The organism is Vreelandella subglaciescola (assembly GCF_900142895.1).
GTDB classification, from domain to species: domain Bacteria; phylum Pseudomonadota; class Gammaproteobacteria; order Pseudomonadales; family Halomonadaceae; genus Vreelandella; species Vreelandella subglaciescola.
The window spans coordinates 2,994,416-3,018,370 of sequence record NZ_LT670847.1; the positions used below are offsets into that span (position 1 = coordinate 2,994,416).

The window sequence follows — 23,955 nt, forward strand, 5'->3', positions numbered from 1 at the left end:
AGCTCCGCTGTAACGACGGCCCTGAAACGCCGAACCCCGCTGATTGGCGGGGTTCGTGAGGCCTTCTTAACCACTCTTCTTAACTACTTTTATGAACCACTTTTTTAACCACTGCGCTTTATGGCTTTCAGCAGCGCCTGAAGCGGATGGGGCAGGGTGGTGTCGGAGAAGCGGCTGACCTGGCTGCGGCACGAGTAGCCGGTGGCCAGCAGGCGGCCCTGGTTGTCTTCATCTTCTACCTGGGGCTGCCAGGACTGGGCGTAAATGGTTTTGGAGGTGGCGGCGTTGCGGGTTTCGTGCCCGTAGGTACCGGACATGCCGCAGCAGCCGCTGGCGAGCGTTTCAAGCCCGAGCCCGAAGGCATTGAAAACTGTCTGCCACGCCTTGGGACTTTCGGGTTCGCTGGTTTTTTCGGTGCAGTGGGAAAGCAGTTTGTAGCCGCTCTGGGGGCCGTCAAGCGGCGCGACCGGGAGCGTATCCAGCCGTTGGCTGAGCCATTCCTGCAGCAGCTGTACCGGCGGCACCGCGTCGTCGCCCAGCGCCTTGACGTATTCCTGCCGGTAGCACAGCGTCATCGCCGGGTCGATGCCGACCAGCGGTATGTCAAAGCCGGCCAGCGTGCGCAGGCGACGCGCCTGCTTTTCGGCGGTGCGCGCAAAGGCGCCAAGAAATCCCTGCACGTTGAGCGGCTTGCCGTTGGCCGCGTAGGGCATGACGAACACGCGCAAATTGAGCCGCGACAACAGCTCGACGACGTCAATCACCAGCTTGGCTTCAAAGTGAGAGGTGAACGCGTCCTGCACGATAATCACGCTGTTGGCGCGCTGCTGCCTGGTGAGTAGCGCAAGCGATGTCGGCGTGGCGGCGCTGACGCCCCAGGCTTCGAGCTGCTTTTTCAGGCTAGCTCGGGAAATCGTCGGCGAGTCGCTCATGCCCAGCCCCCGGCGCATCAGGCCGTCCACCGCGCGACTGGTGATCAGCGCGTTATACAGCGGCGCGACGCGGGAAAGCGCGGGCAGCATAAACTCGGTGGTGCCGATCAGGTAGTCGCGCAGCGGGCGCAGGTAGCGGCCGTGATACACCTCTAAAAATTGCGAGCGAAACTGCGGCACGTTGACCTTGACCGGGCACTGGCTGGCGCAGGCTTTGCACGCCAGGCAGCCGGCCATGGCTTCATAAACTTCGTGGGAATAGTCGTCGCGGCCTTTGTGGCTCAGGGTGTTATAGGCGCGCAGCGGCAGGTGGGCGATAAAGCCCCCCACGCCTTCGACTTTTTTCTTGTGCGACTCGTTCACCACGTCAACGCCCGCGGCGTTTTGCAGGCGCAGCCATTCGCGGATCAGGCTGGCGCGCCCCTTGGGCGAATGGATGCGCTGGCGTGTGGCTTTCCACGACGGGCACATGGGGTCGTCCACGTCGTAGTTGTAGCAGGCGCCGTTGCCGTTGCAGTACACCGCGGCGTCATAGGACTGCCAGGCGCGCTCGTCGATGGTGCGGTCAAGCTCGCCGCGAGTAGTCACGGCGTCGATGGCCAGCAGCGCAGGGTCATTTTCCCGGGCGATCAGCCCGCCTGCGTGGCGGGGCGAGGCAATCTTGCCCGGGTTGAGCTGATTGTGAGGGTCAAACGCGGCTTTGACGCGCTGCAGGCTGGGATAAAGCTCGCCAAAAAACTTGGGCGCGTATTCCGAGCGGATGCCCTTGCCGTGTTCGCCCCAGAGCAGGCCGTGGTACTTATGGGTCAGATCGGCGACTTCGTCCGAGATGATGCGAATCAACCGCGCTTGTTCCGGGTCTTTCATGTCGATGGCGGGGCGAACGTGGAGCACGCCGGCATCGACGTGGCCGAACATGCCGTAGGACAGCTGGTGGGCGTCCAATACGGCGCGAAATTCGGTGATGTACTCGGCCAGATGCTCGGGCGGCACGGCGGTGTCTTCGACAAACGGAATCGGGCGCTTTTCGCCTTCGGCATTGCCCAAAAGCCCCACCGCGCGCTTGCGCATGGCGTAGACTTTTTGTATCGCCTCCCGGCCTTCGGCCAACGTGAAGCCCAGCCGCGACACGCTGTCATCGTCGGTCAGGTGTTGGGTAAACGTCTCGACGCGCTCGGCCAGGCGCGCGGGGTCGTCGTCGTTGAACTCGACCAGATTGATGCCGTAAATCGGCGTGTCGCCGGCGGGGAAGAACTCGGCCACGGCGTTCCAGATGAAATCTTCCATCGCCAGCAGTAGCACGCTGTCGTCGATGGTTTCAATTGAGGTCGCAGCGGCGTCGCTGGCCATCAGCGCCTGGGCGTCATTCAGCGCGTCCATAAAGCCCGCGTAGCGCACGTTGACCAGCGTCGAGTGCTTAGGCGTGGGCAGCACGTTGAGCACGGCCTCGTTCAACAGGCCCAGCGAGCCTTCCGACCCGCACAGCAGGCTGTTGAGGTTGAGGCGCTCGTCGTCATCGCGCAGATGCGCCAGGTCATAGCCGGTCAGGCAGCGGTTGAGCGGCGGAAATTTCTCCGTGATCAGCGCGCGCTCGTGGTCGAAAATATCGGCAGCGGTGCGGTGAACATCGCCGATAATGCCGCCTTTCTTCGACAGATCCAGCTCTTCGTCGCGGCTTAATGCCTGGCTTTCAAGGCGCTTGCCGCCGAGCAGGACGGTGTCCAGCGCGAGCACGTGGTCGCGGGTTTTGCCGTATTCGCAGCTGCCCTGGCCGCTGGCGTCGGTGGCGATCATCCCGCCAATGGTGGCGCGGTTGGAGGTGGACAAATCCGGGGCGAAAAACAGCCCGTAAGGCTTGAGCGCGACATTGAGCTGATCTTTGACCACGCCGGCCTGCACCCGCACGCGGCGGTTGTCCACATCGATATCAAGAATGCGGTTCATGTGCCGCGAAACGTCGACCACCAGCCCGTCGGTCAGCGACTGGCCGTTGGTGCCGGTGCCGCCGCCGCGCGCGGCCAGCACGATGTCGCGGTTGGGCACTTCGCCGGCGAGTTTGGCAATGCGCTCAAGGTCCTCGGCGTGCCTGGGGTAGAGCACCGCCTGAGGCAGGCGCTGGTAGATCGAGTTATCCGTGGCCGCCACGGTGCGGCTGGCGTAATCGGGAGCGATGTCGCCTTCAAAACCGCTGGCCTTGAGGGCTTCGAGAAAGCGCACGTAGTCGCCACTCAAACGTTCAAGAGAAATAGTATGCCGAGTCAAAGATGCAATCATGGTGATCAACGCCGCCGCCGGACAAGCCGGAGAATAAAATGGGAGAACAAAACCAGACAATAAAAGAGGAAGCAGCCATTTTAGCGCAGCCGCTTTCTGCCTGCATCACCGGGGATGCAGCGCCTCGTGAACCAGCGCCGTTGACGCGTCGGACATCGGCAGGGTAAGCGCCAGTTCGTGGGCGGCGGGTGACATCTTGCGCCAGGTTTTCTGCACGATGCGAATCAGGTGGTCGCGTTCAATCGTGCGGGAAAAATCGGCAAAGTAGTTTTCCAGAAATACCAGGCAGGCGCAGTCTTCCAGCGTCTGAACGTCATCGTCACGCCCCAGCCCCTGCTTGCGGATGATGTTGGCGGTGCGCTCGGCGTCGCTCTCGCCGTATCCGGCCTTGTGCATCAGCGCAGCGGTGGTGCCGCCGGCCTGGTGGCTCTGGTCGCGCCGCCAGGTTAAATAGCCGACGCGGCCTTCGGGGTATTCGGCGCGGGGCACCAGCCAGCGTTGCAGATGCTGGGCGCGCACCGCCAGACGCAGCGTCTCGGTCGCTTCGGGGTGGATATGCGCGAGCCAGGCGCTCATCCGCCGGGCATAGATCAGTTCTTTGGGCTCGTCGGCGCCGTTGATCTCGACCGTTTTCGGGTCGTCGCGGTGCAGGTCATCAAGGGCATCAAAAACGTGAGAAAACGCGGAAGTATCAGAAGCGCGGGTCATGGTGGCTCGCTGGCAAATGAATAAAGAGGACAATACCCCCGAGTGTAAATGAATCACCGGGCAAATGAATCAGTACGCAGCGGTGCGTAACCATAGCTCCAGGGCGGGCTTTTGCCTACAATATCGGTCTTTGTCACGGGCGTTTGGCGCTGCGTGTTTACTGATTTCAGCCCAGAGGATGACTCATGCTCGACCCGAAACTGCTGCGCGGTGATCTCGATACGGTAGCGCAAAAGCTGGCTCGCCGCGGCTTTACGCTGGATACCACGGCGCTTGCTGCGCTGGAGTCGCGCCGCCGCGAGTTGCAAACTCAGACCGAGCAGCTGCAAAACGAGCGCAACACGCGCTCCAAGGCGATTGGCAAGGCCAAGGCCAGCGGCCAGGATATTCAGCCGCTGTTGGATGAAGTCAGCGATTTGGGCGAGCGTCTGGATGCGGCAAAGCAGGCGTTGGCCGAGGTACAGGCGGAGTGGGACGACGCGGTCAGCGGAATTCCCAACCTGCCCCACGAAAGCGTACCGCAAGGCGCGAGCGAAGCCGACAACGTCGAGCTGCATCGCTTTGGCACGCCGCGGACCTTTGATTTCGAGGTGCTTGACCACGTGGATCTGGGCAAGAAATCGGGCTATCTCGATTTTGAGCTGGCCACCAAGCTAACCGGCGCACGCTTTGCCGTGATGCGCGGGCCTATTGCCCGGCTGCACCGGGCGCTGGCGCAGTTTATGCTGGACACGCAAACGCTGAACCACGGCTACGAAGAGTGCTACGTGCCGTATATGGTCAACCGCGAGTCGTTGATGGGCACCGGCCAGCTGCCGAAATTCGGCGAGGACCTGTTCAAGCTCAACGACGAGCGCGAATATCACCTGATCCCGACCTCGGAAGTGCCGCTGACCAACTTCGTTCGCGACGAAATCGTTGACGCCGCCGCGCTGCCGATGAAGCTGACCGCGCACACGCCGTGCTTTCGCAGCGAAGCGGGTTCCCACGGTAAGGATACCCGGGGCATGATCCGCCAGCATCAGTTCGACAAGGTGGAAATGGTGCAGATCGTCGAGCCCGAACACAGCTATGAAGCACTCGAGAATATGCGCGGTCACGCCGAGGCGATCTTACAGGCGCTGGAGCTTCCGTACCGCGTGGTAACGCTGTGCACCGGTGATATGGGCGCTACCGCGGCTAAGACCTACGATCTGGAAGTGTGGCTGCCAAGCCAGGAGACCTACCGCGAGATTTCGTCGATCTCCAACTGCGAGGACTTTCAGGCGCGGCGGATGCAGGCACGCTACCGCCATCCCGAGGCGAAAAAGCCGCTGCTCGTGCATACGCTCAACGGCTCGGGTCTGGCGGTAGGGCGCTGCCTGCTGGCGATGATGGAAAACCACCAGCAGGCGGATGGCTCGGTGACTATTCCCGAGCCGCTGCGTCCGTATCTTGGCGGGGCTGAGTCGCTGTCTCTTTAGCGTCGTGATCAGAAGCGGCGTCGTGATCAGAGGCGGCGTCGTTTTCAAGCGCCCATTCAACGCTAACGCCGGCATCGATATCAATGGTGCCGGGGCGGTATTCCGGCTGCGTGGCGGAGGATTCTGCCTTGCCTCGGGCGTCAGCGCTGACGCTCATCATGCGCGGGGCGAAGCTCGGCGCACGGGTTTCCTGAACGTGAATCACGCGGCCCAGGTCGGCGTCCAGGGTGTCGGCCATTAGTGCGGCCTTGTGGCGCGCTTTTTCCAGCGCTTTCACCAGCGCTTTATCGGTGGCGCTGTCGCGGTCCTGAAGGTCAAAGGTGACGCCGTCGAGGCGGTTAACGCCGCTTTCCATTAGCGCATTCAGCACGTCTTCGGTCTTGTCCAGATCATCAAGCTGGATGCTGATGGGGCGCTCAAGCCGCGTGCGCGTCAGCATTTTTGACTCGTCGCCCTGCGCTTCGGGGTTGTTCGACCGCTGCGGATAAACAGAGAGTGAGCCGGCGCTGATGGCGTCGCGCTTGATACCGGTATTCTCTTCCAGCGTATCAATCAGGCGGGCAGCGCGTTTTTCCAGCGTCTCACGCGCGTTCTCGCGTGCCTTTGCATGCTGTTCACGCTGCTTTGTTTCGCTGAGATCGACGGCGGGCGTGTCTTCCCAGAGCCTCGCGCTAACGGTGGCCTTGTCGGGGGTGACCTCGATGCTGGACTGCGCCTGTACCTGCAGGCTGGAGGTTTCGCTGGCGCCGGCAAAGGACGGGGTGGCAAGTGATGCCACAGCAAGTGTGCCGAGAATCAGCGTTGAAAGTAGCGAAATCCGCCCGGTCATGCTGTCGGGGCGGCGGCGTTCAAGCGGTGAAAGTGCCATAGGGTTGCCTGCGGTGTTGTGAGCGTTACGTTTAGTATGGCAGCAGTTAGCGGCATAAAGTTCTGTTTGCACGATGGTTTCATGTTTTCCGCGTACGCTGTCTGGATTCACGCTTACGGTTTGTTTACCTTTCGGGCTGTCGTCGCGAGGCGGTGCATCGGGGCAGGCGTTTGTGCAAAATGCGGGATCACGCCACGCTGTCATCACGGCACGCTATTATCAGACCACGCTAGAGAAGCCACTCACCCAAGACACTGCCATCAAGGACACGAACCATGTCGAGCACAAACGATGTCGAATGAATCAGCCGAAAGCTATCGCAGCATGCCGCTTCACGCGACGCTGGCGATTGCCGCGTTGGTGATTATTATCACCGGCATGAAGCTGGGTGCCGGCCTTCTGGTGCCGCTGCTGCTGGCGTTTTTTATCGCGGTGGTGTGTACCGAGCCGGTCCAGTGGCTGAATCGTCGCGGCCTGCCAATGCGCGGCGCCGTGGTGCTGACGCTGCTGGTGCTGGCGGGCATGGTGACGCTATTGGGCTTCCTGGTGGTCAATAGCTTCAGCACCTTTGTGGATGCGCTGCCGGATATTGAATCACGGCTTTATCAGGCGTACTGGGAGCTGTTGAACCGGCTTTCATCGCTGGGGCTGGCCATTGATCCCGACGAAATCGAGGCGTTGTTTGCCGGCGCAGGAGATACCAGCTGGGTGACCGGGTTGTTAGGCGAGCTGGGCAATTTCTTCATGCAAAGCATGGTAGTTGCGCTGATGGTGGTGTTCATGATGTTCGAAACGCTGAACTTTCGTGACAAGGTCTCGCTGGCGCTTGAAAACCCGGCGCCCAGCCTTAAGCGGTTTGGCGAATTCAGCATAACGCTCAAACGCTATCTGGCGGTTAAAACGACCATCAGCCTGGTGACGGGGATTCTGATCTGGCTTTCCTGCTTTCTGATCGGCGTCAAGTTTGCGTTGTTGTGGGCCGTGCTGGCGTTTGCGCTGAACTTTATTCCCAACATTGGCTCGGCCATTGCCGCAGTGCCGCCGGTGCTATTGCTGTTGGTCAGCCAGAACGGCGGGGTAGGAGATGCCTTTGTGCTCGCGTTGGCGTATCTGGGGGTCAACTTTGTGCTGGGCAACCTGTTGGAGCCGCGCCTGATGGGGCGGGCACTGGGGCTTTCTACGCTGGTGGCGTTTTTATCGCTGGTGGTGTGGGGCTGGATTTTTGGCGTGGTGGGGCTGTTGCTGTCGGTGCTTTTGACAATGACGCTCAAAATTGCGCTGGATAGCCATCCGCAAACGCGCTGGATGGCGCACCTGCTGGGGCCCGGTTCGCCTATGCGCGCCGAAAAGAGTCAGGCAAAACGCCCGCCTTCAAAGCGTCAGGGGTAAGTCACAAGCTAAAGACGGGCATCTGCGCACGGCCGCGGAAGCGGCCGTGCGGTTCTGGCCAAAAAGTCGGCGTTAAGCGTTCTGGCCAAAAAGTCGGCGTTAAGCGTTCTGGTCGATAAACTGGCTGAGCTGCGATTTGGACTGCGCACCCACCAGCGAAGCAACCTTGGTGCCGGACTTGAACAGCATGACCGTCGGCACGCCGCGAACGCCCTGTTCGGCGGCAATTTCCGGCGCGTCATCGACGTTCACGCTGACGACCTTGATGTTGCCGTCGCGCTCGTCGGCGACTTCATCAACGACCGGCGCCATGACTTTGCAGGGGCCGCACCAGGGGGCCCAGAACTTCAGCAGTACCGGCTGCTCGGCGTTAAGGACTTCCTGTTCGAAATTGGCGTTGGTGACATCAACATTGGACATTTTCTTCTCCCGTTTGCGTTGCTCTTGCTATGACGTTGCCTTAAAAGGAGCAACGGTCGTTAGGCGTATATAAAGCGCACTTTTCACCGCGCCAAGCCGGCAAATGTTAGCGGGCATGGCGAAGGCTGGCAAATCCGCGTGTTTTAGCAAAGACGCATGTTACGCTATTGCTGAATTTCGCTAATGGCTGCACGCTGGCATTGTCTATGCTATAAAAGTATTATAAAAATGTTTTTTATTCTATTTTTTATTTTTGTCAGCCGCCTGACCGGGCTGCCACCAAGGAAAAGGCCAAGGAATGAAGCTACAGCAGCTACGCTATATTTGGGAAGTGAGCCGGCACAACCTCAACGTATCCGCGACGGCACAGAGCCTGTTTACCTCTCAGCCCGGCATTTCCAAGCAAATCCGCCTGCTTGAAGACGAGCTGGGCGTGGAGATTTTTGCCCGTAGCGGCAAACATCTGACTCGCGTCACCCCGGCGGGCGAACCGATTGTTGAACTGGCAGGCCAGGTGCTGCGCCTGACGGAAAACATCAAGGGCGTGGCCCAGGAACACAGCGATGAACGCCGCGGTAGCCTGGCCATAGCGACCACCCATACCCAGGCGCGCTACGCGCTGCCGCCGATCATTACCGAGTTTACCCAGAAATATCCCGACGTGGCGTTGCATATGCAGCAGGGCACGCCCAAGCAGATTGCGCAGATGGTCAGCGAAGGCCAGGCCGATTTCGCCATTGCCACCGAGTCGCTGGAGCTGTTCACCGATCTGGTGCTCTTGCCGTGCTACCGCTGGAACCGTTGCGTGCTGGTGCCCAAGGGCCACCCGCTGGCGCAGCGCGACGGTGCCCTGACGCTTGAAGCGCTGGCCGACTACGCGCTGGTGACCTACGTCTTCGGCTTTACCGGCCGTTCGCAGCTGGATGACGCCTTCAGGGCCAAGGGGCTGACCCCCAACGTGGTGCTCACCGCAGCCGATGCCGATGTCATCAAGACCTACGTGCGTTTGGGCATGGGCGTGGGCATCGTTGCCGATATGGCCGTTGACCAGACGCTTGACGAGGATCTGGTGGCGCTGAACGCCGATCACCTGTTCGCCAGCTCGACCACCAAGATCGGCATTCGTCGTGGGACGTTCATGCGCGGCTATATGTATGACTTTTTGGCCCGCTTTGCGCCGCACCTGACTCGTGATCTGGTCGATGCGGCGCTGAGCGCCGGGCCGCGCCATGAGCGAGCGCTTTTCGATAACATCCAGCTGCCCGAATACTAGACGTGGTCTGACCCGGGCTCAGTGTTGAAGGTGCAGCCCGCATTCGCGCTTTTCTTCCACCTTGGTGGGGTCGAAGTAGTCAAAGTTGTTGGGCAGGTCGTGTTCGACGAGGTATTCGTGCATCTGTTTGGCGCTCCAGTGCAGCACCGGAGCGACTTTTAACAGGTCGCCGTTGCCGAGGCTCACCGGCTGCATTTTGGCGCGTTCGGCGGTGTCTTCGGCGCGCAGGGCGGTGAACCAGACGTCGGGGCGCATTTCCCCCAGCGCGCGCTCGAACGGCTCGATTTTGACTTCCTGAGTAAACGCCGCGTGGTGCGGGTCGTCAATGCCGGGAAAGTCGCCTTCCAGCGCTTCACGATGGGCGCGGGTGCGCTGCGGCACAAAGCTTACGACGTTGAGATTCAGGCGTTTGATCAGGGCATCGGCAAACGCGTAGGTCGCCTGGGTATTATAGCCGCTGTCCATCCATACGATGGGGATGTCGGGCTGTGCCTGGGTCACCATGTGCAGTATCACCGCTTCAAACGGACGAAAGTTGGTGGTGCAAATCGGCCGCTTGCCCTGAGCAATGGCCCATTCCACCAGTGCTTGCGGATTTTGCGCAAGATCGCGATTAATCGTTTCCAGATTCGGGGACGCCATGTTATCTCCTGTCGCCGTGGCGGGTATGCGGCAAGGCTAACAAAAAGGCCGGCGGGCGCCCCAATACCGTTTTGTTTTGCTTTTATATTCTTTTTCGTTTGCTTTGTTTGGGCTTTTATTCCAAAGCGCGCACCAGATGGCGGATTTTATCCAGCGTCTCGGCGTATTCGTCGGCGGGGGATGAGTCGGCTACCAGTCCGCCACCGCCCCAGACGTGCAGCGAATCGCCGTCGGCCAGCACCGTGCGAATGGTGATCGAGGTATCCATGTGCCCGCGCACGTCAACGTAGCCGAGGCTGCCGCAGTAAAGGCTGCGCTGGCAGGGTTCGAGCTCGTCGATGATTTGCATGGCGCGGATTTTGGGTGCGCCGGTAATCGAGCCGCCGGGAAACGCCGCTTCCAGCAGGGCTAGCGGCGAGTGCGACGCTTTAAGCTCGCCCTGCACGACGCTGACCAAATGGTGCACGTTGGGATAGCTTTCGAGCCCGCACAGAGTCGGCACGCGCACGCTGCCCGGCCGGCATACGCGGCCCAGGTCGTTGCGCAGCAGGTCGACGATCATCACGTTTTCAGCGCGATCCTTGGCGCTGTGCAGAAGCGCCTGTGCCTGAGCGCGGTCTTCTGCGGCGGTGTCGCCGCGCCGGCGCGTGCCTTTGATCGGCCGGGTTTCTACCTGACCGTCGCGCACGCGAAGAAAACGCTCGGGCGAAAGCGACATGATGGCCTTGTCGTCCCAGGCCATAAAACCCGAAAACGGCGTTGGCGTGGCGTGGCGTAGCCGGCAATAGGCATCCCACTCATCGCCTTTGTAGCGTGCGGTGAGGCGCTGGGCGAGATTGATCTGGTAGCAGTCGCCGGCGCGAATGTAGCGCTGCACCCGGGCAAAACGCTCGGCGTATTCCGCCTGACGCATCTCGGCGCGAAACGGCGCGACGAGCTGGAAAGGCTCGCCGGTTGGCAGCGCCTGTTCCAGCCACTGCGCGACCTGCTCGGCGCGCGGCGGCGTGGCGGCAAGCCAGGCCTCCTGACGCTCGTGATCAATGATGATGACCCAGTCATAAAGCCCCAGCCGCGCAGCGGGAAAATGCGTGGCTGCGGGCTTGTGGCTTAAAACGCCCTGACGCTGGCGGCCAAAATCATAGCCCCAGTAGCCCATCAGCCCGCCGAGAAAAGGCAGCTCGCTGGGCGTGCTGGGTACGGGCAGCTGCTCAAGCAGCCACGCCTGGGCGGCAAAGGCATCGTCCAGGCCGGCAGGCGGCGCGGCAAGCGCGTCACCGTGGCGCTCAATGTGCGCGCGACCCTGGTCGTCTACGTCAAGCGTGGCCAGCGGGTCACTGGTCATAATGTCGTAGCGGCCGTTGGCTACGGGGCGGCCGCTGTCGAGCAGCACGGCGTCGTGGCGGTGTCGCAGCCGCGCGAATAGCGTGAGCGGATCGCGGGCGTAGGGCAGAGCGGTGAGCGTCAACGGCGGGGACATATACAGGTTTAGCCTTGCCAGTTCAGAAGCGCGTCATTCTATCAGAAGTGCGCTATGCCAGACGTGCGGGGCGACACCGGGTAAGTTTGTCGACAACGCCTGCCACCAAAGGGGGATAAAACGCCGGTTTATGGCGCTTGACGGCCAAAAATCCGAGCGCTAAAGTGGCTTCACTGTTTAATTGTTGACAATCCTCATGACGCTACCCGATGCCGAACCAAGCGCCACCTCGTCGATACGCCCTCCGTCAATACGTACGTTGGCCGAGCGCGTATTTCATCAGCTGCAGGACGCCATTGTGCGCGGCGAGCTGGTGCCGGGCAGCAAAATTACCGAGCCGGGACTGGCCGCTACCTACGGGATTTCACGCGGGCCGCTGCGCGAAGCCATGCGGCGGCTGGAAGCGCACCGGCTGATCGAGCGCGTGCCCCACGTCGGCGCCCGGGTGGTCAAGCTGACCATGCCCGAGCTGCTGGAGCTGTTTGACGTGCGCGAGGCGCTGGAAAGCATGGCCGCCAGGCTTGCCGCCATACATATGACGCCCGAGGAAGTCGCCGGGCTTCGCGACGTGCTGGCGGTGCACGAAAGCCAGCACGATTTGCAGCGCGGCGAGGCCTACTACCAGCGCGAAGGCGATCTCGACTTTCACTATCGCATCGTCCAGGGCAGCCATAACCGAATGCTGGTAAACCTGTTGTGCGATGACCTCTACTACCTGGTGCGCCTTTACCGCACCCAGTTCAGCGCCAGCGGCGCGCGCCCGCACAAAGCCTTTGTCGAGCACCACCGTATTGTTGATGCCATCGAAGCCGGCGACGCCGAGCTTGCCGAACTGTTGATGCGCCGCCACGTCGCGGCGTCGCGCGCCAACGTCGCCGAGCGCTACGCGGAGACGCTTTAGCCCCTTTTACGTAATGGCTTTGACCCACCCACCGAGGATAAATCCCATGACAGCACTGACACCCGGCGCGCGTTTTCGCGCAGCGCTCAAGGCCAACCGCCCGCTGCCGATTCTTGGCACCGTCAACGCCTACACCGCGCTGATGGCCGAGCGTGTGGGCCATCAGGCGATTTATCTTTCCGGCGGCGGAGTGGCCAACGCCTCCTTCGGCCTGCCGGATCTGGGCATGACCACCATGAACGACGTGGTCGAAGATGCTCACCGTATCTGTGGCGCGACCGATCTGCCGCTGCTGGTGGACATCGATACCGGCTGGGGCGGGGCGTTCAACATTGCCCGCAGCGTCAAGGAAATGCAGCGCGCCGGTGTGGCCGCCGTGCACCTGGAAGATCAGGTCGCGCAGAAGCGCTGCGGCCACCGTCCCAACAAGGCGATTGTGTCGCAGGCGGAAATGGCCGACCGCATCAAGGCCGCCGCGGATGCGCGGATTGACCCGGATTTTTACCTGATTGCCCGCACCGATGCGTTCCAGAAAGACGGCTTGGATGCCGCCATCGAGCGCGCTCAGGCCTGCATCGAGGCGGGCGCCGACGCGATCTTCGCCGAAGCGGTGCACACGCTCGAAGACTACCGCGCCTTTTGCCAACGCGTTGACGCGCCGATTCTGGCCAACATCACCGAGTTTGGCGCCACGCCGCTGTTCACCCAGGCCGAGCTTGGCGAGGCGGGCTGCGGCATGGTGCTTTATCCGCTGTCGGCGTTTCGCGCGATGAACGCCGCCGCGCTTAACGTCTACCAGAGCATCATGGACAACGGCCACCAGCAAGACGTGGTGGAAACCATGCAAACCCGCGAAGAGCTTTACGACTTTCTCAACTACCACGACTTTGAACAGAAGCTGGATACGCTGTTTGCCGAACAGGGCGAGAAGGTCTGACGCCGCTAACAGCGGCTATCGCAACGGCGCATGGCACGGCTTGCGCGCCTGCGTCACACATCGTTTCAGGAGCAACAACAATGGCGGATAAAAAACTCAGCGGCGCAGGCCTGCGCGGCCAGAGCGCCGGCGAAACCGCACTCTGTACCGTGGGCGAAACCGGCTCGGGGCTGACTTTCCGCGGCTTTGACATCCAGACGCTCGCCGACAACGCCACCTTTGAAGAAGTGGCTTATTTGCTGCTCAAAGGCAAGCTGCCCAATCGGGCCGAGCTCGATGCCTATATCACCCGGCTGAAAAGTCTGCGTGGGCTGCCCGAGGCGCTGAAAACCGTGCTCGAGCAGATTCCCGCTGACGCCCACCCGATGGACGTGATGCGCACCGGCGCTTCGATGCTGGGCAATCTGGAAACCGAACAAAGCTTCGATGCCCAGCAGGACGTCGCCGACCGCTTTGTCGCTGCGCTGCCGTCGATTATCGGCTACTGGTACCGCTTCAGCCACGACGGCGTGCGCATCGAGCCGCACACCGACGACGACTCCACCGGCGCGCATTTTCTCCACCTGCTGCACGGCAAAGCGCCGAGCCAGCTGCACGCCGATGCCATGAACGTCTCGCTGATCCTTTACGCCGAGCACGAGTTCAATGCTTCGACGTTTACCGCGCGGGTGTGCGCCTCGACGCTTTCCGACCTGCATTCGTGCGTCACCGGCGCGATTGGCACGCTGCGTGGCCCGCTGCACGGTGGTGCCAACGAGGCCGCCATGGAAATGATCTCGGGCTTTGACTCGCCGGACGATGCCGAGCGCGGCATGCTGGGCAAGCTCGAGCGCAAGGAAAAGATCATGGGCTTTGGCCACGCCATTTATCGCGAGTCCGACCCGCGCAACGCGATCATCAAGAAGTGGGCGGAAAAGCTCGCCGCCGACGTCGGCGACAGCGTGCTTTACCCGGTCTCGGTGCGCTGCGAAGAGGTGATGTGGCGCGAGAAAAAGCTGTTCTGCAACGCTGACTTCTTCCACGCCAGCGCCTACCACTTCATGGATATTCCGACCCAGCTGTTTACCCCGATCTTTGTCATGTCGCGGGTCACCGGCTGGTGCGCGCACGTATTCGAGCAGCGCGCCAACAATCGCATTATTCGCCCCAGCGCCGACTACACCGGCCCGGAAAAGAGCGAATGGGTGCCGATCGAGCAGCGCGACTGATACGCCACCCGCCTTCTGACCTCCTGCCGTGTGAGCCTTGCCATGACGACCCGATACCGCCACTCGCTGCCCGGCAGCGAGTTTGCCTACTTTGATGCCCGTGAAGCCGTCGAGGCGATCACGCCGGGCGCCTACAAAAAGCTGCCCTATACCTCGCGCATTCTGGCCGAGCAGCTGGTGCGCCGCTGCGCGCCGGAGGCGCTGACCGACTCGCTCATCCAGCTGATCGAGCGGCGCAGCGATCTGGATTTCCCCTGGTACCCGGCCCGGGTGGTGTGCCACGACATCCTTGGTCAGACGGCGCTGGTGGATCTGGCCGGCCTGCGCGACACCATCGCCGAGCAGGGCGGTGATCCGGCGAGCGTCAATCCGGTGGTGCCGACCCAGCTGATCGTTGACCATTCGCTGGCGGTCGAGCACGCGGGGGATGAAAAAGACGCCTTTGCCAAAAACCGCGCGGTGGAAGACCGGCGCAACGACGACCGATTTCACTTTATCGACTGGACCAAGGTGGCGTTTGAGAACGTCGACGTGATTCCGCCGGGCAACGGCATCATGCACCAGATCAATCTGGAGAAGATGTCGCCGGTAGTGCAGCAGCAACACGGCGTGGTCTTCCCCGATACCTGCGTGGGCACCGACAGCCACACGCCGATGGTCGACGCGCTGGGGGTGATTTCCGTCGGCGTGGGTGGTTTGGAGGCCGAAAGCGTGATGCTCGGGCGGCCGTCGATGATGCGCCTGCCGGATATCGTCGGCGTCAAACTGAGCGGTAAGCTGATGCCGGGGATTACCAGTACCGATATGGTGCTGGCGATCACCGAGTTTCTGCGCGGCGCCAAGGTAGTCGGCGCGTACCTGGAGTTTTTCGGCGAGGGCGCGGACAGCCTGACCGTGGGTGACCGGGCAACGATCTCCAACATGACGCCGGAATACGGCGCCACCGCGGCGATGTTTTTTATCGATGAGCAAACCATCGATTACCTCACGCTGACTGGCCGCGACGACGATCAGGTAGCGCTGGTCGAGCGCTACGCCAAGCATGCCGGCCTGTGGGCAAGCGACTTGGCGACTGCCGAGTACGAGCGAGTGCTCGAATTTGATCTTTCGAGCGTCTCGCGCACTCTGGCGGGACCGTCCAAGCCTCACGCCCAGCTGCCTACCGCCGAGCTTGCCCAGCGCGGCATCGCCGTGGGGCTTGAGCAGGCGCGCGAAGAAGAAAAAGCGGGAAAAATGCCCGACGGCGCGGTGATTATCGCCGCGATTACCAGCTGCACCAACACCTCCAACCCGCGCAACATGGTGGCGGCGGGGCTGATTGCGCGCAACGCCAACCGCCTGGGGCTGACGCGCAAGCCGTGGGTCAAGTCGTCGCTGGCGCCGGGGTCAAAAACGGTCAAGATGTACCTGCAGGACGCCGGGCTGATGGACGAGCTCGAGGATCTGGGCTTTGGCGTGGTGGGCTATGCCTGCACCACCTGCAACGGCATGTCCGGCGCGCTCGATCCGCAGATTGAGCAGGAAATCATCGACCGCGACCTGTATTCCACCGCGGTGCTGTCGGGCAACCGCAACTTTGACGGGCGCATCCATCCCCACGCCAAGCAGGCGTTTCTGGCCTCGCCGCCGCTGGTGGTGGCCTACGCCATTGCCGGGACCATTCGCTTTGATATCGAAAAAGACGCGCTGGGCATGGACGCTGACGGCACGCCGGTAACGCTCAAGGATATCTGGCCGGACGACGCGGAAATCGATGCGCTGGTCAAAACCTCGGTCAAACCCGAGCAGTTTCGCGCGACCTACATCCCCATGTTCAACGTGGATAAAGGTGCTCGTGCGCAGGTCAGCCCGCTGTACGACTGGCGCGAAAACAGCACCTATATTCGTCGCCCGCCGTACTGGGAAGGCAAGATGTCGGCGGTGCGCGAACTCAAAAACATGCGCCCGCTGGCGCTGTTGCCGGATAACATCACCACCGATCACCTGTCGCCGTCGAACGCGATTTTGCTCGATAGCGCCGCCGGCGAATATCTGGACAAAATGGGCCTGCCCGAAGCCGACTTCAACTCCTACGCGACCCACCGCGGCGATCATTTGACCGCCCAGCGCGCCACCCTTGCCAACCCCAAGCTGTTCAACGAAATGGTGCGTGATGACGCCGGCGAGGTGCGGCAAGGCTCGCTTGCGCGCCTTGAACCCGAGGGCAAAGTAACGCGGATGTGGGAGGCGATTGAAACCTACATGGCGCGCAAGCAGCCGCTGATCATCATTGCCGGTGCCGACTACGGCCAGGGCAGCTCGCGCGACTGGGCGGCCAAGGGCGTCGCGCTGGCCGGCGTTGAGACGATTGTGGCCGAAGGGTTTGAGCGCATTCACCGCACCAACCTGATCGGCATGGGCGTAATGCCGTTGCAGTTTGAAGTCGGCACCACGCGCCATACGCTTCAACTGGACGGCACCGAAGTGTTTGACGTGGAAGGCACCCCGGAGGCCGGCGGCGCGTTGACGCTGGTGATTCACCGAGCGAACAGCAACGCTGAGGAAAAAGCCGAGCGCGTGCCGGTCATCTGCCGGCTGGATACCGCCGACGAGCTGACCACCTACACCGCCGGCGGCGTGCTGCAGCGCTTCGCCCAGGACTTTATGGCCGAAACGGTTGGCCGCCAGGGAGCGCAGGCGCTATGACCCAGCAAAAAATCTCCGCGACCTATATGCGCGGTGGCACCAGCAAGGGCGTGTTTTTCAACCTGGCCGACCTGCCCGAGGCCGCGCAGACGCCGGGGGCGGCGCGCGACGCGCTGCTGCTGCGCGTGATCGGCAGCCCCGACCCCTACCAAAAGCACACCGACGGCATGGGCGGCGCGACCTCGAGCACCAGCAAGGTGGTGATTATCGCCCCCAGCACCTCGCCGGAACACGACGTGGATTACCTGTTCGGCCAGGTGTCGATCGACCAGCCGTTTATCGACTGGAGCGGCAACTGCGGCAACCTGTCGGCCGCGGTGGGCCCGTTTGCCGTGGCCAACGGGCTGCTTGATGCGGCGCGAGTGCCTGAAAATGGTACGGCCGAGGTGCGTATCTGGCAGGCCAATATCCACAAAACCATCGTCGCACAGGTGCCGATGGCAGACGGTGAGGTGCAGGAAAGCGGCGACTTTATGCTCGACGGCGTGGCCTTTCCCGCCGCCGAGATTCCCGTGGCGTTTATCGATCCGGCCGCGGGCGACGGGGCGATTTTCCCCACCGGCAACCGCGTGGATACGCTCGACGTGGCAGGCGTTGGCTCGCTTGAGGCCACCCTGATCAACGCCGGTATTCCCACCGTGTTTATCAACGCAGCGGCACTGGGCTATACCGGCACCGAGCTGCAGGATGACATCAACCCAAGCGCTGAGGCGCTGACCACGCTTGAGTGCATTCGTGCCCAGGGCGCGCTGGCGATGGGGCTGATTGCCACGCTCGACGAGGCCGCCCAGCGCCAGCACACGCCCAAAGTGGCCTTTGTCGCACCGCCGGCGAGCTACACGGCGTCCAGCGGCAAGGCCATTAGCGCAGACGACGTTGATTTATTGGTGCGCGCGGTGTCGATGGGCAAGCTTCACCACGCCATGATGGGCACCGCTGCGGTAGCGATTGGCGCCGCGGCGGCCATTGTGGGTACGCTGGTCAATCAGGCCGCCGGCGGCGGCGAGCGCGAGGCAGTGACCTTTGGTCATCCGTCGGGCACGCTGCAGGTGGGTGCCACGGCGCGCCAAGTCAACGACCGCTGGCAGATAGAGCAGGCGGTGATGAGCCGCAGCGCCCGCGTGTTGATGGAAGGCGTCGTCCGCGTGCCTACGCTTTAGAGCTAACCGAGGAGGTCTGTATGTCCGCTACGTCCAACGTGAATCAGCGCCCCGACTATGACGCCGAGCTGCAGCGCATTGCCGACTATGTGCTGAACTTTTCTGCGCCGTCCGAGGAGGCGCTGGAAACCGCCCGCTACTGCCTGATGGACACGCTGGGCTGCGGGCTTCTGGCGCTGCGCTTTCCCGAGTGCACCAAGCACCTGGGGCCGATGGTGGCGGGTACTACCGTGCCTTGTGGCGCGCGGGTGCCGGGCACGTCGTTCTGCCTGGACCCCGTTAAAGCAGCGTTTGATATCGGCGCGACGATTCGCTGGCTGGACTACAACGACACCTGGCTTGCCGCCGAGTGGGGGCATCCGTCCGACAATCTGGGGGCTATTCTGGCCGTGGCCGATCACCTGTCGCAACAACGCGCCGCCCGCGGCGAATCACCGCTGATGATGGGCGACGTGCTAAACGCGATGATCATGGCCCACGAGATTCAGGGCGTGCTGGCGCTGGACAACAGCTTCAACCGCGTGGGGCTCGATCACGTGGTGCTGGTCAAGGTGGCCTCGACGGCGGTGTCGGCGTGGCTGATGGGGGCGAACCGCGAGCAGCTGCTGTCAGCGCTTTCGCACGCCTTTGTCGACGGCCAAAGCCTGCGTACCTACCGCCACGCGCCCAATGCCGGGTCACGCAAAAGCTGGGCGGCGGGGGATGCCACGGCGCGGGCGGTGCGCCTGGCCGATATCGCCATGCGCGGCGAGATGGGTATTCCCGGCGCGCTGAGCGCACCGCAGTGGGGTTTTTACGACGTGCTGTTCAGCCATGGCAATAACGACCTGGCGATCAAACCGGAAGGCGAGCGCCGGCTGCGCTTTCAGCGCGAACTGGGCTGCTACGTGATGGAAAACGTGCTGTTCAAGATTGCCTTTCCCGCCGAGTTTCACGCCCAGACCGCCTGCGAAGCGGCGATGGCGCTGCATCCGCAGGTAGCCGGCCGGCTGGACGAGATCGAGCGCATCGAGCTGACTACCCACGAATCGGCCATCCGCATCATTGCCAAGACCGGGCCGCTGGCCAACCCCGCCGATCGCGACCACTGCCTGCAGTATATGGTGGCCGTGCCGCTGATGTTTGGCGCGCTGACCGCCGAGCACTATGAAGACGCCTTTCACGCGGCGTACCCGCAGATCGACCGGCTGCGCGAGACAATGCACGTCGTTGAAGAGCCGCGCTATACCGAGGACTATCTTGACCCCGACAAGCGCTCGATCGCTAACGCCGTGCAGGTGTTTTTCAGCGACGGGAGCCACACCGACAAAGTCGCGGTGGAATATCCCATTGGCCACCGGCGCCGGCGTGATGAAGGACTGCCGCAGCTGGTTGAGAAGTTTTCCCGCCACCTGGCCACGCGCTTTCCGCCCCAGCAGGCGGCGGCCATTTTTGCCCAATGCGAAAGCACCGGCGTGCTCGAACACATGCCGGTGCATCGGTTTATGGATGAGTGGCGGATTTAAGCGGCGGGTTAAACGCGTGAGGTTAAAACTCGATTTCGTCGCGAATCGTGTCGACCGTTGCTTCGCCGATACCGCTGATGCGTGTCAGGTCATCGGCGTCTGCAAACGCGCCGTTGGTGTCGCGCTCCTTGATCAGCGCCTCGGCGCGGCTGGGGCCAATACCCGGCAGCTCTTTCAGCAGTTCGGCATCGGCGGTATTGACGTTGATGGGGGCAACCTGCTGTGCCATGGCGCCGCTTGTCAGGCCAAGGCTCAGGCTGATCAGTAGTGCGGCGGCGAATCCTTTAACTGTCATGAATGTCCTCCATGGACGTCGTTTTATGCACATCGTGCTCGGTCTGGGAATGGGGCTGCGCTTTCCACTTCAACATAGGCGTTTGGGTAACAATCGGCAGTAAGCCGAATGGAACAAAGGCTGTAGGAAAATGACGCCTTCTTGCTGAGACAACGCTTACAGTGCTCAGGGAACGGTTCGGGCTGGTATACTTTTCGCTCGATCGACATAACCCTTGGGAGCCGCAACGTGACCACGCAATCTCCGCTGATTATCGCTCTGGACTATCCGTCGCTGGACGCCGCGCTGTGCATGGCTGATCAGCTCGACCCCGCGCGCTGCCGGCTGAAAGTCGGCAAAGAGCTTTTCACCCGTAGCGGCCCGGCCGTGCTGGAAGCGCTTCACGGGCGCGGCTTTGAGGTGTTTCTGGATCTGAAGTTTCACGACATTCCCAACACCGTGGCCAGCGCCGTGCAGGCGGCGGCAGAGCAGGGCGTGTGGATGGTCAACGTGCATGCCGGCGGCGGACGCAAGATGATGGAAGCGGCCGCCGAGCGCCTGCAGGCGAACGCGTTGAAAACGCACCTCATTGCAGTGACGGTGTTGACCAGCATGGAAGCCGCCGGCCTGAACGAGGTGGGCGTCGGTGGGACTCTTGAGGAGCAGGTCAAGCGGCTGGCCATGCTGGCAAAAGACAGCGGCATGAGCGGCGTGGTGTGTTCAGCGCAGGAGGCTGAAGCGCTGAAATCTTGCTGCGGCGCCGATTTTTTGAAGGTTACGCCGGGTATTCGCCCGAGCTTTGCCGCCGCCAACGACCAGCAGCGCATCATGACGCCGAGCGCCGCCATGCAGGCGGGCAGCACACATCTGGTGGTGGGGAGGCCGGTGACCCAGGCCGAGAATCCCATGGCGGCCCTGGAGGCGATTGAAACCGAGCTGGCCGGCGGCTGACGCTATTCCTTCGGCTATGCACCTCTGTCTATTAATCTCTGTCTATTCACCCTCGACCCCGGTAATCGGTTTGACGCTGCCCCAGTGACGACATCTGGGGCACTGCCAGCTGAGCGTGTCGCCGCTCAGCCCGCAGCGTTGGCAGCGGTAGCGGGGGCGATTTTCCAGCAGGGCGCGGGTGTGGTGCTTGAGCAGGAAAAGCCGCGTATCGGGGGACTCGAGCCCGCGCAAGCGCTGGCTTTCAATGTACAGGTCAATCAAATAATCCAGCCCGCCCAGGCTGGGCGATACGCTTAGGCGTTCGCCGGTTAGCGCGATGGCGGTATCCACGCCGTCGCGCTGATGTGTTAGCTCGCCAAGGCTTATAATCACGCTGGTGTAAGGGGCGGTTTCCAGCAAGGTCAGCAGGTGGCGTTCGAAACTTGCTTCGTCGTCGGCGCGCCAATAGGCATGCCGGAGCGCTGGCAGCATGGCGGGGATGTAGGCTTTCTCCTGCTCGGCGATCTGGCCAAGCCGGGCAATGGCTTCCGGGTAGCGGCCGTTATCCAGCGCGAGTTCGGCCAGCAGGAGGTTGGCGCGTACGCACAGGGGGTCGAGCTGCAGGGCTTTTTTCAAGCGGCGTTTAGCCAGCGGACGGCTGGCCTGAACGATATCCTGCTCGGCAAGCTCGCACTGCCAGTGGGCCGCGGGCCGCTGCATGCCCGGCTGCTGCGCCAACAGCGGCTGCATAACGTCGAGGGCACTTTGCCAGTCTTTCTCGCGCTCGAATAAATCGACCAGCAACCGGGTAGCCGTGAGGCGATGATCATCATGCTGGCTGTGTTCGTCTACCTGACGCAACAGCCGCTGGGCACGGTCGTGAACGCCCAGCGCCATGAAGTCGCGGGCCAGCTCAAGCTGTACCTGTTCGTTTTGTTGTGCCGTCAGCGCCGGACGGGCCAGCAGATTCTGATGAATATTGACGGCTTTATCGGCCTCACCGCGGGTGCGAAACAGTTTGCCTAGGGCGATGTGGGTATCCACCGTGTCGCTGTTGACGTCAAGCGCATGGATAAAGGTGTTGATGGCTTCGTCGGGCTGCTCGTTGAGCAGGTAGTTAAGCCCGACGAAATAGTTCCGGGAAAGCGTCGGGGAGGAGGTCGGCGACGCTTTATCATCTCGGCGCAGCGCCTGGCGATACCCCAACCCAAAGCCTATGGCAATGGCGGCCACCAGCACGCCCAGCAGCACGGCATCAAGCATTTAAGCGAGTTCCTTGAACTCCTGGGTGCGCAGGCGATCGAGCTCCTTGCGCTGCTGCTTGTTGCTGCGCCGGGCGCTGGCAAGGCGAGCCTTGAGGCGCACGTAAACGCCCAGCATGGCCAACATGCCGATAATCACGCCGCAGGTGAGCGTCGCCAGCAGCCATACCGAGAGCGATACGGGCGGCAGCTCCAGCCAGATGAGGTTGAGCGCAATGGTCTGTTGATTGTTGACGGCGAAAAGAATGCCGATCAGCAATACCACCAGCAGAATGGCGGCAAGTAATAGCCCTTTGATCCAACGCATGTGAGTTCCCTGATTGATAGCGTATCAAGCGCTATATTGTGTATGACTCTTGGCTTGGCGTCATCCCGCAGAAGGTCGCAGGTGAATAAAATGCCTAGGTTCAGATAAAATCTAGTAGCCTTCAACGCGGCTGTCGTCGACCTGCTCACGTAATTCCTTGCCGGGTTTGAAATGCGGCACGTATTTTCCGTCCAGCTCTACCGGGTCGCCGGTTTTGGGGTTACGCCCGGTGCGGGGCTCACGGTAATGGAGCGAGAAGCTGCCAAAACCGCGTATTTCCACGCGGCTGCCGTCGGCCAGGGTATCGGTAATGTCGTCGAGAATCAGGCGCACGGCCGTTTCCACCTCTTTGACGGATAACTCTGGTTTGCGCATTGCAATTTGTTCGATCAGCTCTGACTTGGTCATCGTTTGGCTCCATGCGAACGGTAGAGGGGAACGCCGGTGGTAAACGCGGGAATCCAGCGCCGCTGGCCGCCGCCGCGTGGTTGCGCCTGAAAGGCATGGCGTTCAGCATACTGCGCCATTGTTGATAAAACAATTTAGATAAAACAAGGCCATAGGCCAGTATCGAGTACAGTCATAGCATAGGCCAGACGTGGCGCTGGCGCGACTCGATGACTGCGCTATACTGGCGATTCCCTTCATCAACGCAAAGAGGCCGACGTTGAGCGACGACACTTCCTTTGAGGCTATCCAGCGTAAACGGCTTTACTGGCACTCCCGCCGCGGCATGTGGGAGCTGGATCTGCTGCTGATCCCGTTTCTGGAGCAACGCTACGACAGCTTGAATGCTGATGATCAGGCCGCCTTTCGGCAGCTGATTACCGAAGAAGACCAGGATCTTTTTGGCTGGCTGATGCGCCGCGAGTGGCCGGCGGATGAAGCCCTTCGACGCATCGTCAAGATGATTGTGACCCATGCAGAGACCGTCGATAGCGCTGTCTATCGCGCCCTCTGACTGGCAGCGGGCCAGTCACGGAGTGCTGTGGGGCGCGGGCATTGTGATCACCGGCGCCTGTCTGGGCGCGGTAGCGGCGGGGCTCGGGTGTTTGATCGGGGGCGTCTGGCTGTGGCGTGAACGGGCCAATGCGCCCTGCGGTACGCTGGATATCAGCGTCATGCAGGCCGGCATTCAGGGGCGGTTTCGCCTGCCGCACGACCCAGTCACGAACGAGCCAATGCCGGCGACGTGGGTTCCGCTGCGCTGTGACTATCTGGGGCCGTGGTTGATCGGCCTGCGGTTGGGGAGCCGGCGGCTGTGGCTGTGGCCGGATAGCGCGCCCGTGGATGCGCGCCGTCGCGTGCGCCGCTTATTCCATCATCCCGGTCGGGGCTAG

At 61.9% G+C, this 23,955-nt stretch carries 22 protein-coding genes; 12 read left to right on the forward strand and 10 right to left on the reverse strand.

Annotated features, from left to right (window positions below; all coding sequences use genetic code 11):
- Positions 1–104: 104 nt before the first annotated feature.
- Positions 105–3,206 carry a D-2-hydroxyglutarate dehydrogenase YdiJ gene (gene ydiJ / locus B5495_RS13955; RefSeq protein WP_079555118.1) on the reverse strand — a complete coding sequence of 1,034 codons (3,102 nt, stop codon included), beginning with the start codon at positions 3,204–3,206 and terminating at the stop codon, positions 105–107.
- A gap of 105 nt (positions 3,207–3,311) precedes the next feature.
- Complete coding sequence (locus B5495_RS13960) at positions 3,312–3,914, reverse strand: DUF4202 domain-containing protein (RefSeq protein WP_079554670.1); 603 nt, start codon at positions 3,912–3,914, stop codon at positions 3,312–3,314.
- Positions 3,915–4,099: 185 nt separating this feature from the next.
- Between B5495_RS13960 and serS the strand changes: the two genes are divergently transcribed.
- Positions 4,100–5,377 (forward strand): serine--tRNA ligase, encoded by a 1,278-nt coding sequence (gene serS / locus B5495_RS13965; RefSeq protein WP_079554672.1) that lies wholly within the window; start codon positions 4,100–4,102, stop codon positions 5,375–5,377.
- Here the strand turns inward: serS and B5495_RS13970 are convergent.
- Positions 5,322–6,245: an SIMPL domain-containing protein gene (locus tag B5495_RS13970; RefSeq protein ID WP_079554674.1), complete on the reverse strand. Its 924-nt coding sequence runs from the start codon at positions 6,243–6,245 to the stop codon at positions 5,322–5,324. The genes serS and B5495_RS13970 overlap by 56 nt on opposite strands.
- Positions 6,246–6,536: 291 nt before the next feature.
- Between B5495_RS13970 and B5495_RS13975 the strand changes: the two genes are divergently transcribed.
- Positions 6,537–7,634, forward strand: coding sequence for an AI-2E family transporter (locus tag B5495_RS13975; RefSeq protein ID WP_079554676.1), 1,098 nt, complete (start codon positions 6,537–6,539; stop codon positions 7,632–7,634).
- Between the two features lie 99 nt (positions 7,635–7,733).
- Here the strand turns inward: B5495_RS13975 and trxA are convergent, their stop codons facing one another.
- Positions 7,734–8,054, reverse strand: coding sequence for a thioredoxin (trxA, locus tag B5495_RS13980; RefSeq protein WP_079554678.1), 321 nt, complete (start codon positions 8,052–8,054; stop codon positions 7,734–7,736).
- Positions 8,055–8,352: 298 nt separating this feature from the next.
- Here trxA and cysB point away from each other — a divergent pair, with 298 nt between their 5' ends.
- Positions 8,353–9,327 (forward strand): HTH-type transcriptional regulator CysB, encoded by a 975-nt coding sequence (cysB, locus tag B5495_RS13985; protein ID WP_079554680.1) that lies wholly within the window; start codon positions 8,353–8,355, stop codon positions 9,325–9,327.
- An 18-nt stretch (positions 9,328–9,345) separates the two neighbouring features.
- Here the strand turns inward: cysB and B5495_RS13990 are convergent, their stop codons facing one another.
- Complete coding sequence (locus tag B5495_RS13990) at positions 9,346–9,969, reverse strand: phosphoadenosine phosphosulfate reductase domain-containing protein (RefSeq protein ID WP_079554682.1); 624 nt, start codon at positions 9,967–9,969, stop codon at positions 9,346–9,348.
- A gap of 115 nt (positions 9,970–10,084) precedes the next feature.
- On the reverse strand, positions 10,085–11,446 hold the full coding sequence (pabB, locus tag B5495_RS13995; RefSeq protein WP_079554684.1) for an aminodeoxychorismate synthase component I: 1,362 nt from the start codon (positions 11,444–11,446) through the stop codon (positions 10,085–10,087).
- Between the two features lie 196 nt (positions 11,447–11,642).
- On the opposite strand from pabB, the gene B5495_RS14000 reads away from it, so the two are divergent.
- From B5495_RS14000 to B5495_RS14025, 6 genes are all read left to right on the forward strand, one after another.
- A complete protein-coding gene (locus B5495_RS14000) occupies positions 11,643–12,347 on the forward strand; it encodes a GntR family transcriptional regulator (RefSeq protein WP_079554686.1) in 705 nt (234 codons plus the stop codon).
- 46 nt (positions 12,348–12,393) lie between these two features.
- Positions 12,394–13,284 (forward strand): methylisocitrate lyase, encoded by an 891-nt coding sequence (prpB, locus tag B5495_RS14005; protein ID WP_079554688.1) that lies wholly within the window; start codon positions 12,394–12,396, stop codon positions 13,282–13,284.
- 80 nt (positions 13,285–13,364) lie between these two features.
- Positions 13,365–14,492, forward strand: a complete 1,128-nt coding sequence (gene prpC, locus B5495_RS14010; protein WP_079554690.1) for a bifunctional 2-methylcitrate synthase/citrate synthase — start codon at positions 13,365–13,367, stop codon at positions 14,490–14,492.
- A 42-nt stretch (positions 14,493–14,534) separates the two neighbouring features.
- Positions 14,535–17,177: a Fe/S-dependent 2-methylisocitrate dehydratase AcnD gene (gene acnD / locus B5495_RS14015; protein WP_079554692.1), complete on the forward strand. Its 2,643-nt coding sequence runs from the start codon at positions 14,535–14,537 to the stop codon at positions 17,175–17,177.
- Positions 17,174–18,337: a 2-methylaconitate cis-trans isomerase PrpF gene (prpF, locus tag B5495_RS14020; RefSeq protein WP_079554694.1), complete on the forward strand. Its 1,164-nt coding sequence runs from the start codon at positions 17,174–17,176 to the stop codon at positions 18,335–18,337. The genes acnD and prpF overlap by 4 nt, the downstream gene beginning before the upstream one ends.
- A gap of 20 nt (positions 18,338–18,357) precedes the next feature.
- Positions 18,358–19,842 carry a bifunctional 2-methylcitrate dehydratase/aconitate hydratase gene (locus B5495_RS14025; RefSeq protein WP_079554695.1) on the forward strand — a complete coding sequence of 495 codons (1,485 nt, stop codon included), beginning with the start codon at positions 18,358–18,360 and terminating at the stop codon, positions 19,840–19,842.
- 22 nt (positions 19,843–19,864) lie between these two features.
- Here B5495_RS14025 and B5495_RS14030 read toward each other — a convergent pair whose 3' ends face one another.
- Positions 19,865–20,137 carry a ComEA family DNA-binding protein gene (locus B5495_RS14030; RefSeq protein WP_079554697.1) on the reverse strand — a complete coding sequence of 91 codons (273 nt, stop codon included), beginning with the start codon at positions 20,135–20,137 and terminating at the stop codon, positions 19,865–19,867.
- Positions 20,138–20,365: 228 nt separating this feature from the next.
- Here B5495_RS14030 and pyrF point away from each other — a divergent pair, with 228 nt between their 5' ends.
- Positions 20,366–21,067, forward strand: a complete 702-nt coding sequence (gene pyrF / locus B5495_RS14035) for an orotidine-5'-phosphate decarboxylase (protein WP_079554699.1) — start codon at positions 20,366–20,368, stop codon at positions 21,065–21,067.
- A 42-nt stretch (positions 21,068–21,109) separates the two neighbouring features.
- On the opposite strand, the gene lapB is transcribed toward pyrF, so the two are convergent.
- From lapB to B5495_RS14050, 3 genes are all read right to left on the reverse strand, one after another.
- Positions 21,110–22,309 carry a lipopolysaccharide assembly protein LapB gene (gene lapB, locus B5495_RS14040; protein WP_079554701.1) on the reverse strand — a complete coding sequence of 400 codons (1,200 nt, stop codon included), beginning with the start codon at positions 22,307–22,309 and terminating at the stop codon, positions 21,110–21,112.
- Positions 22,310–22,615 (reverse strand): lipopolysaccharide assembly protein LapA domain-containing protein, encoded by a 306-nt coding sequence (locus B5495_RS14045; RefSeq protein WP_079554702.1) that lies wholly within the window; start codon positions 22,613–22,615, stop codon positions 22,310–22,312. It lies immediately after the preceding gene.
- A 111-nt stretch (positions 22,616–22,726) separates the two neighbouring features.
- Positions 22,727–23,023 carry an integration host factor subunit beta gene (locus B5495_RS14050; protein ID WP_079554703.1) on the reverse strand — a complete coding sequence of 99 codons (297 nt, stop codon included), beginning with the start codon at positions 23,021–23,023 and terminating at the stop codon, positions 22,727–22,729.
- 259 nt (positions 23,024–23,282) lie between these two features.
- Here B5495_RS14050 and B5495_RS14055 point away from each other — a divergent pair, with 259 nt between their 5' ends.
- The gene (locus B5495_RS14055; protein WP_079554704.1) at positions 23,283–23,576 is read left to right on the forward strand and encodes an FAD assembly factor SdhE; all 294 of its coding nucleotides are present in this window, start codon (positions 23,283–23,285) and stop codon (positions 23,574–23,576) included.
- Complete coding sequence (locus B5495_RS14060) at positions 23,536–23,955, forward strand: hypothetical protein (protein WP_154045274.1); 420 nt, start codon at positions 23,536–23,538, stop codon at positions 23,953–23,955. Before B5495_RS14055 ends, B5495_RS14060 begins: the two co-directional genes overlap by 41 nt.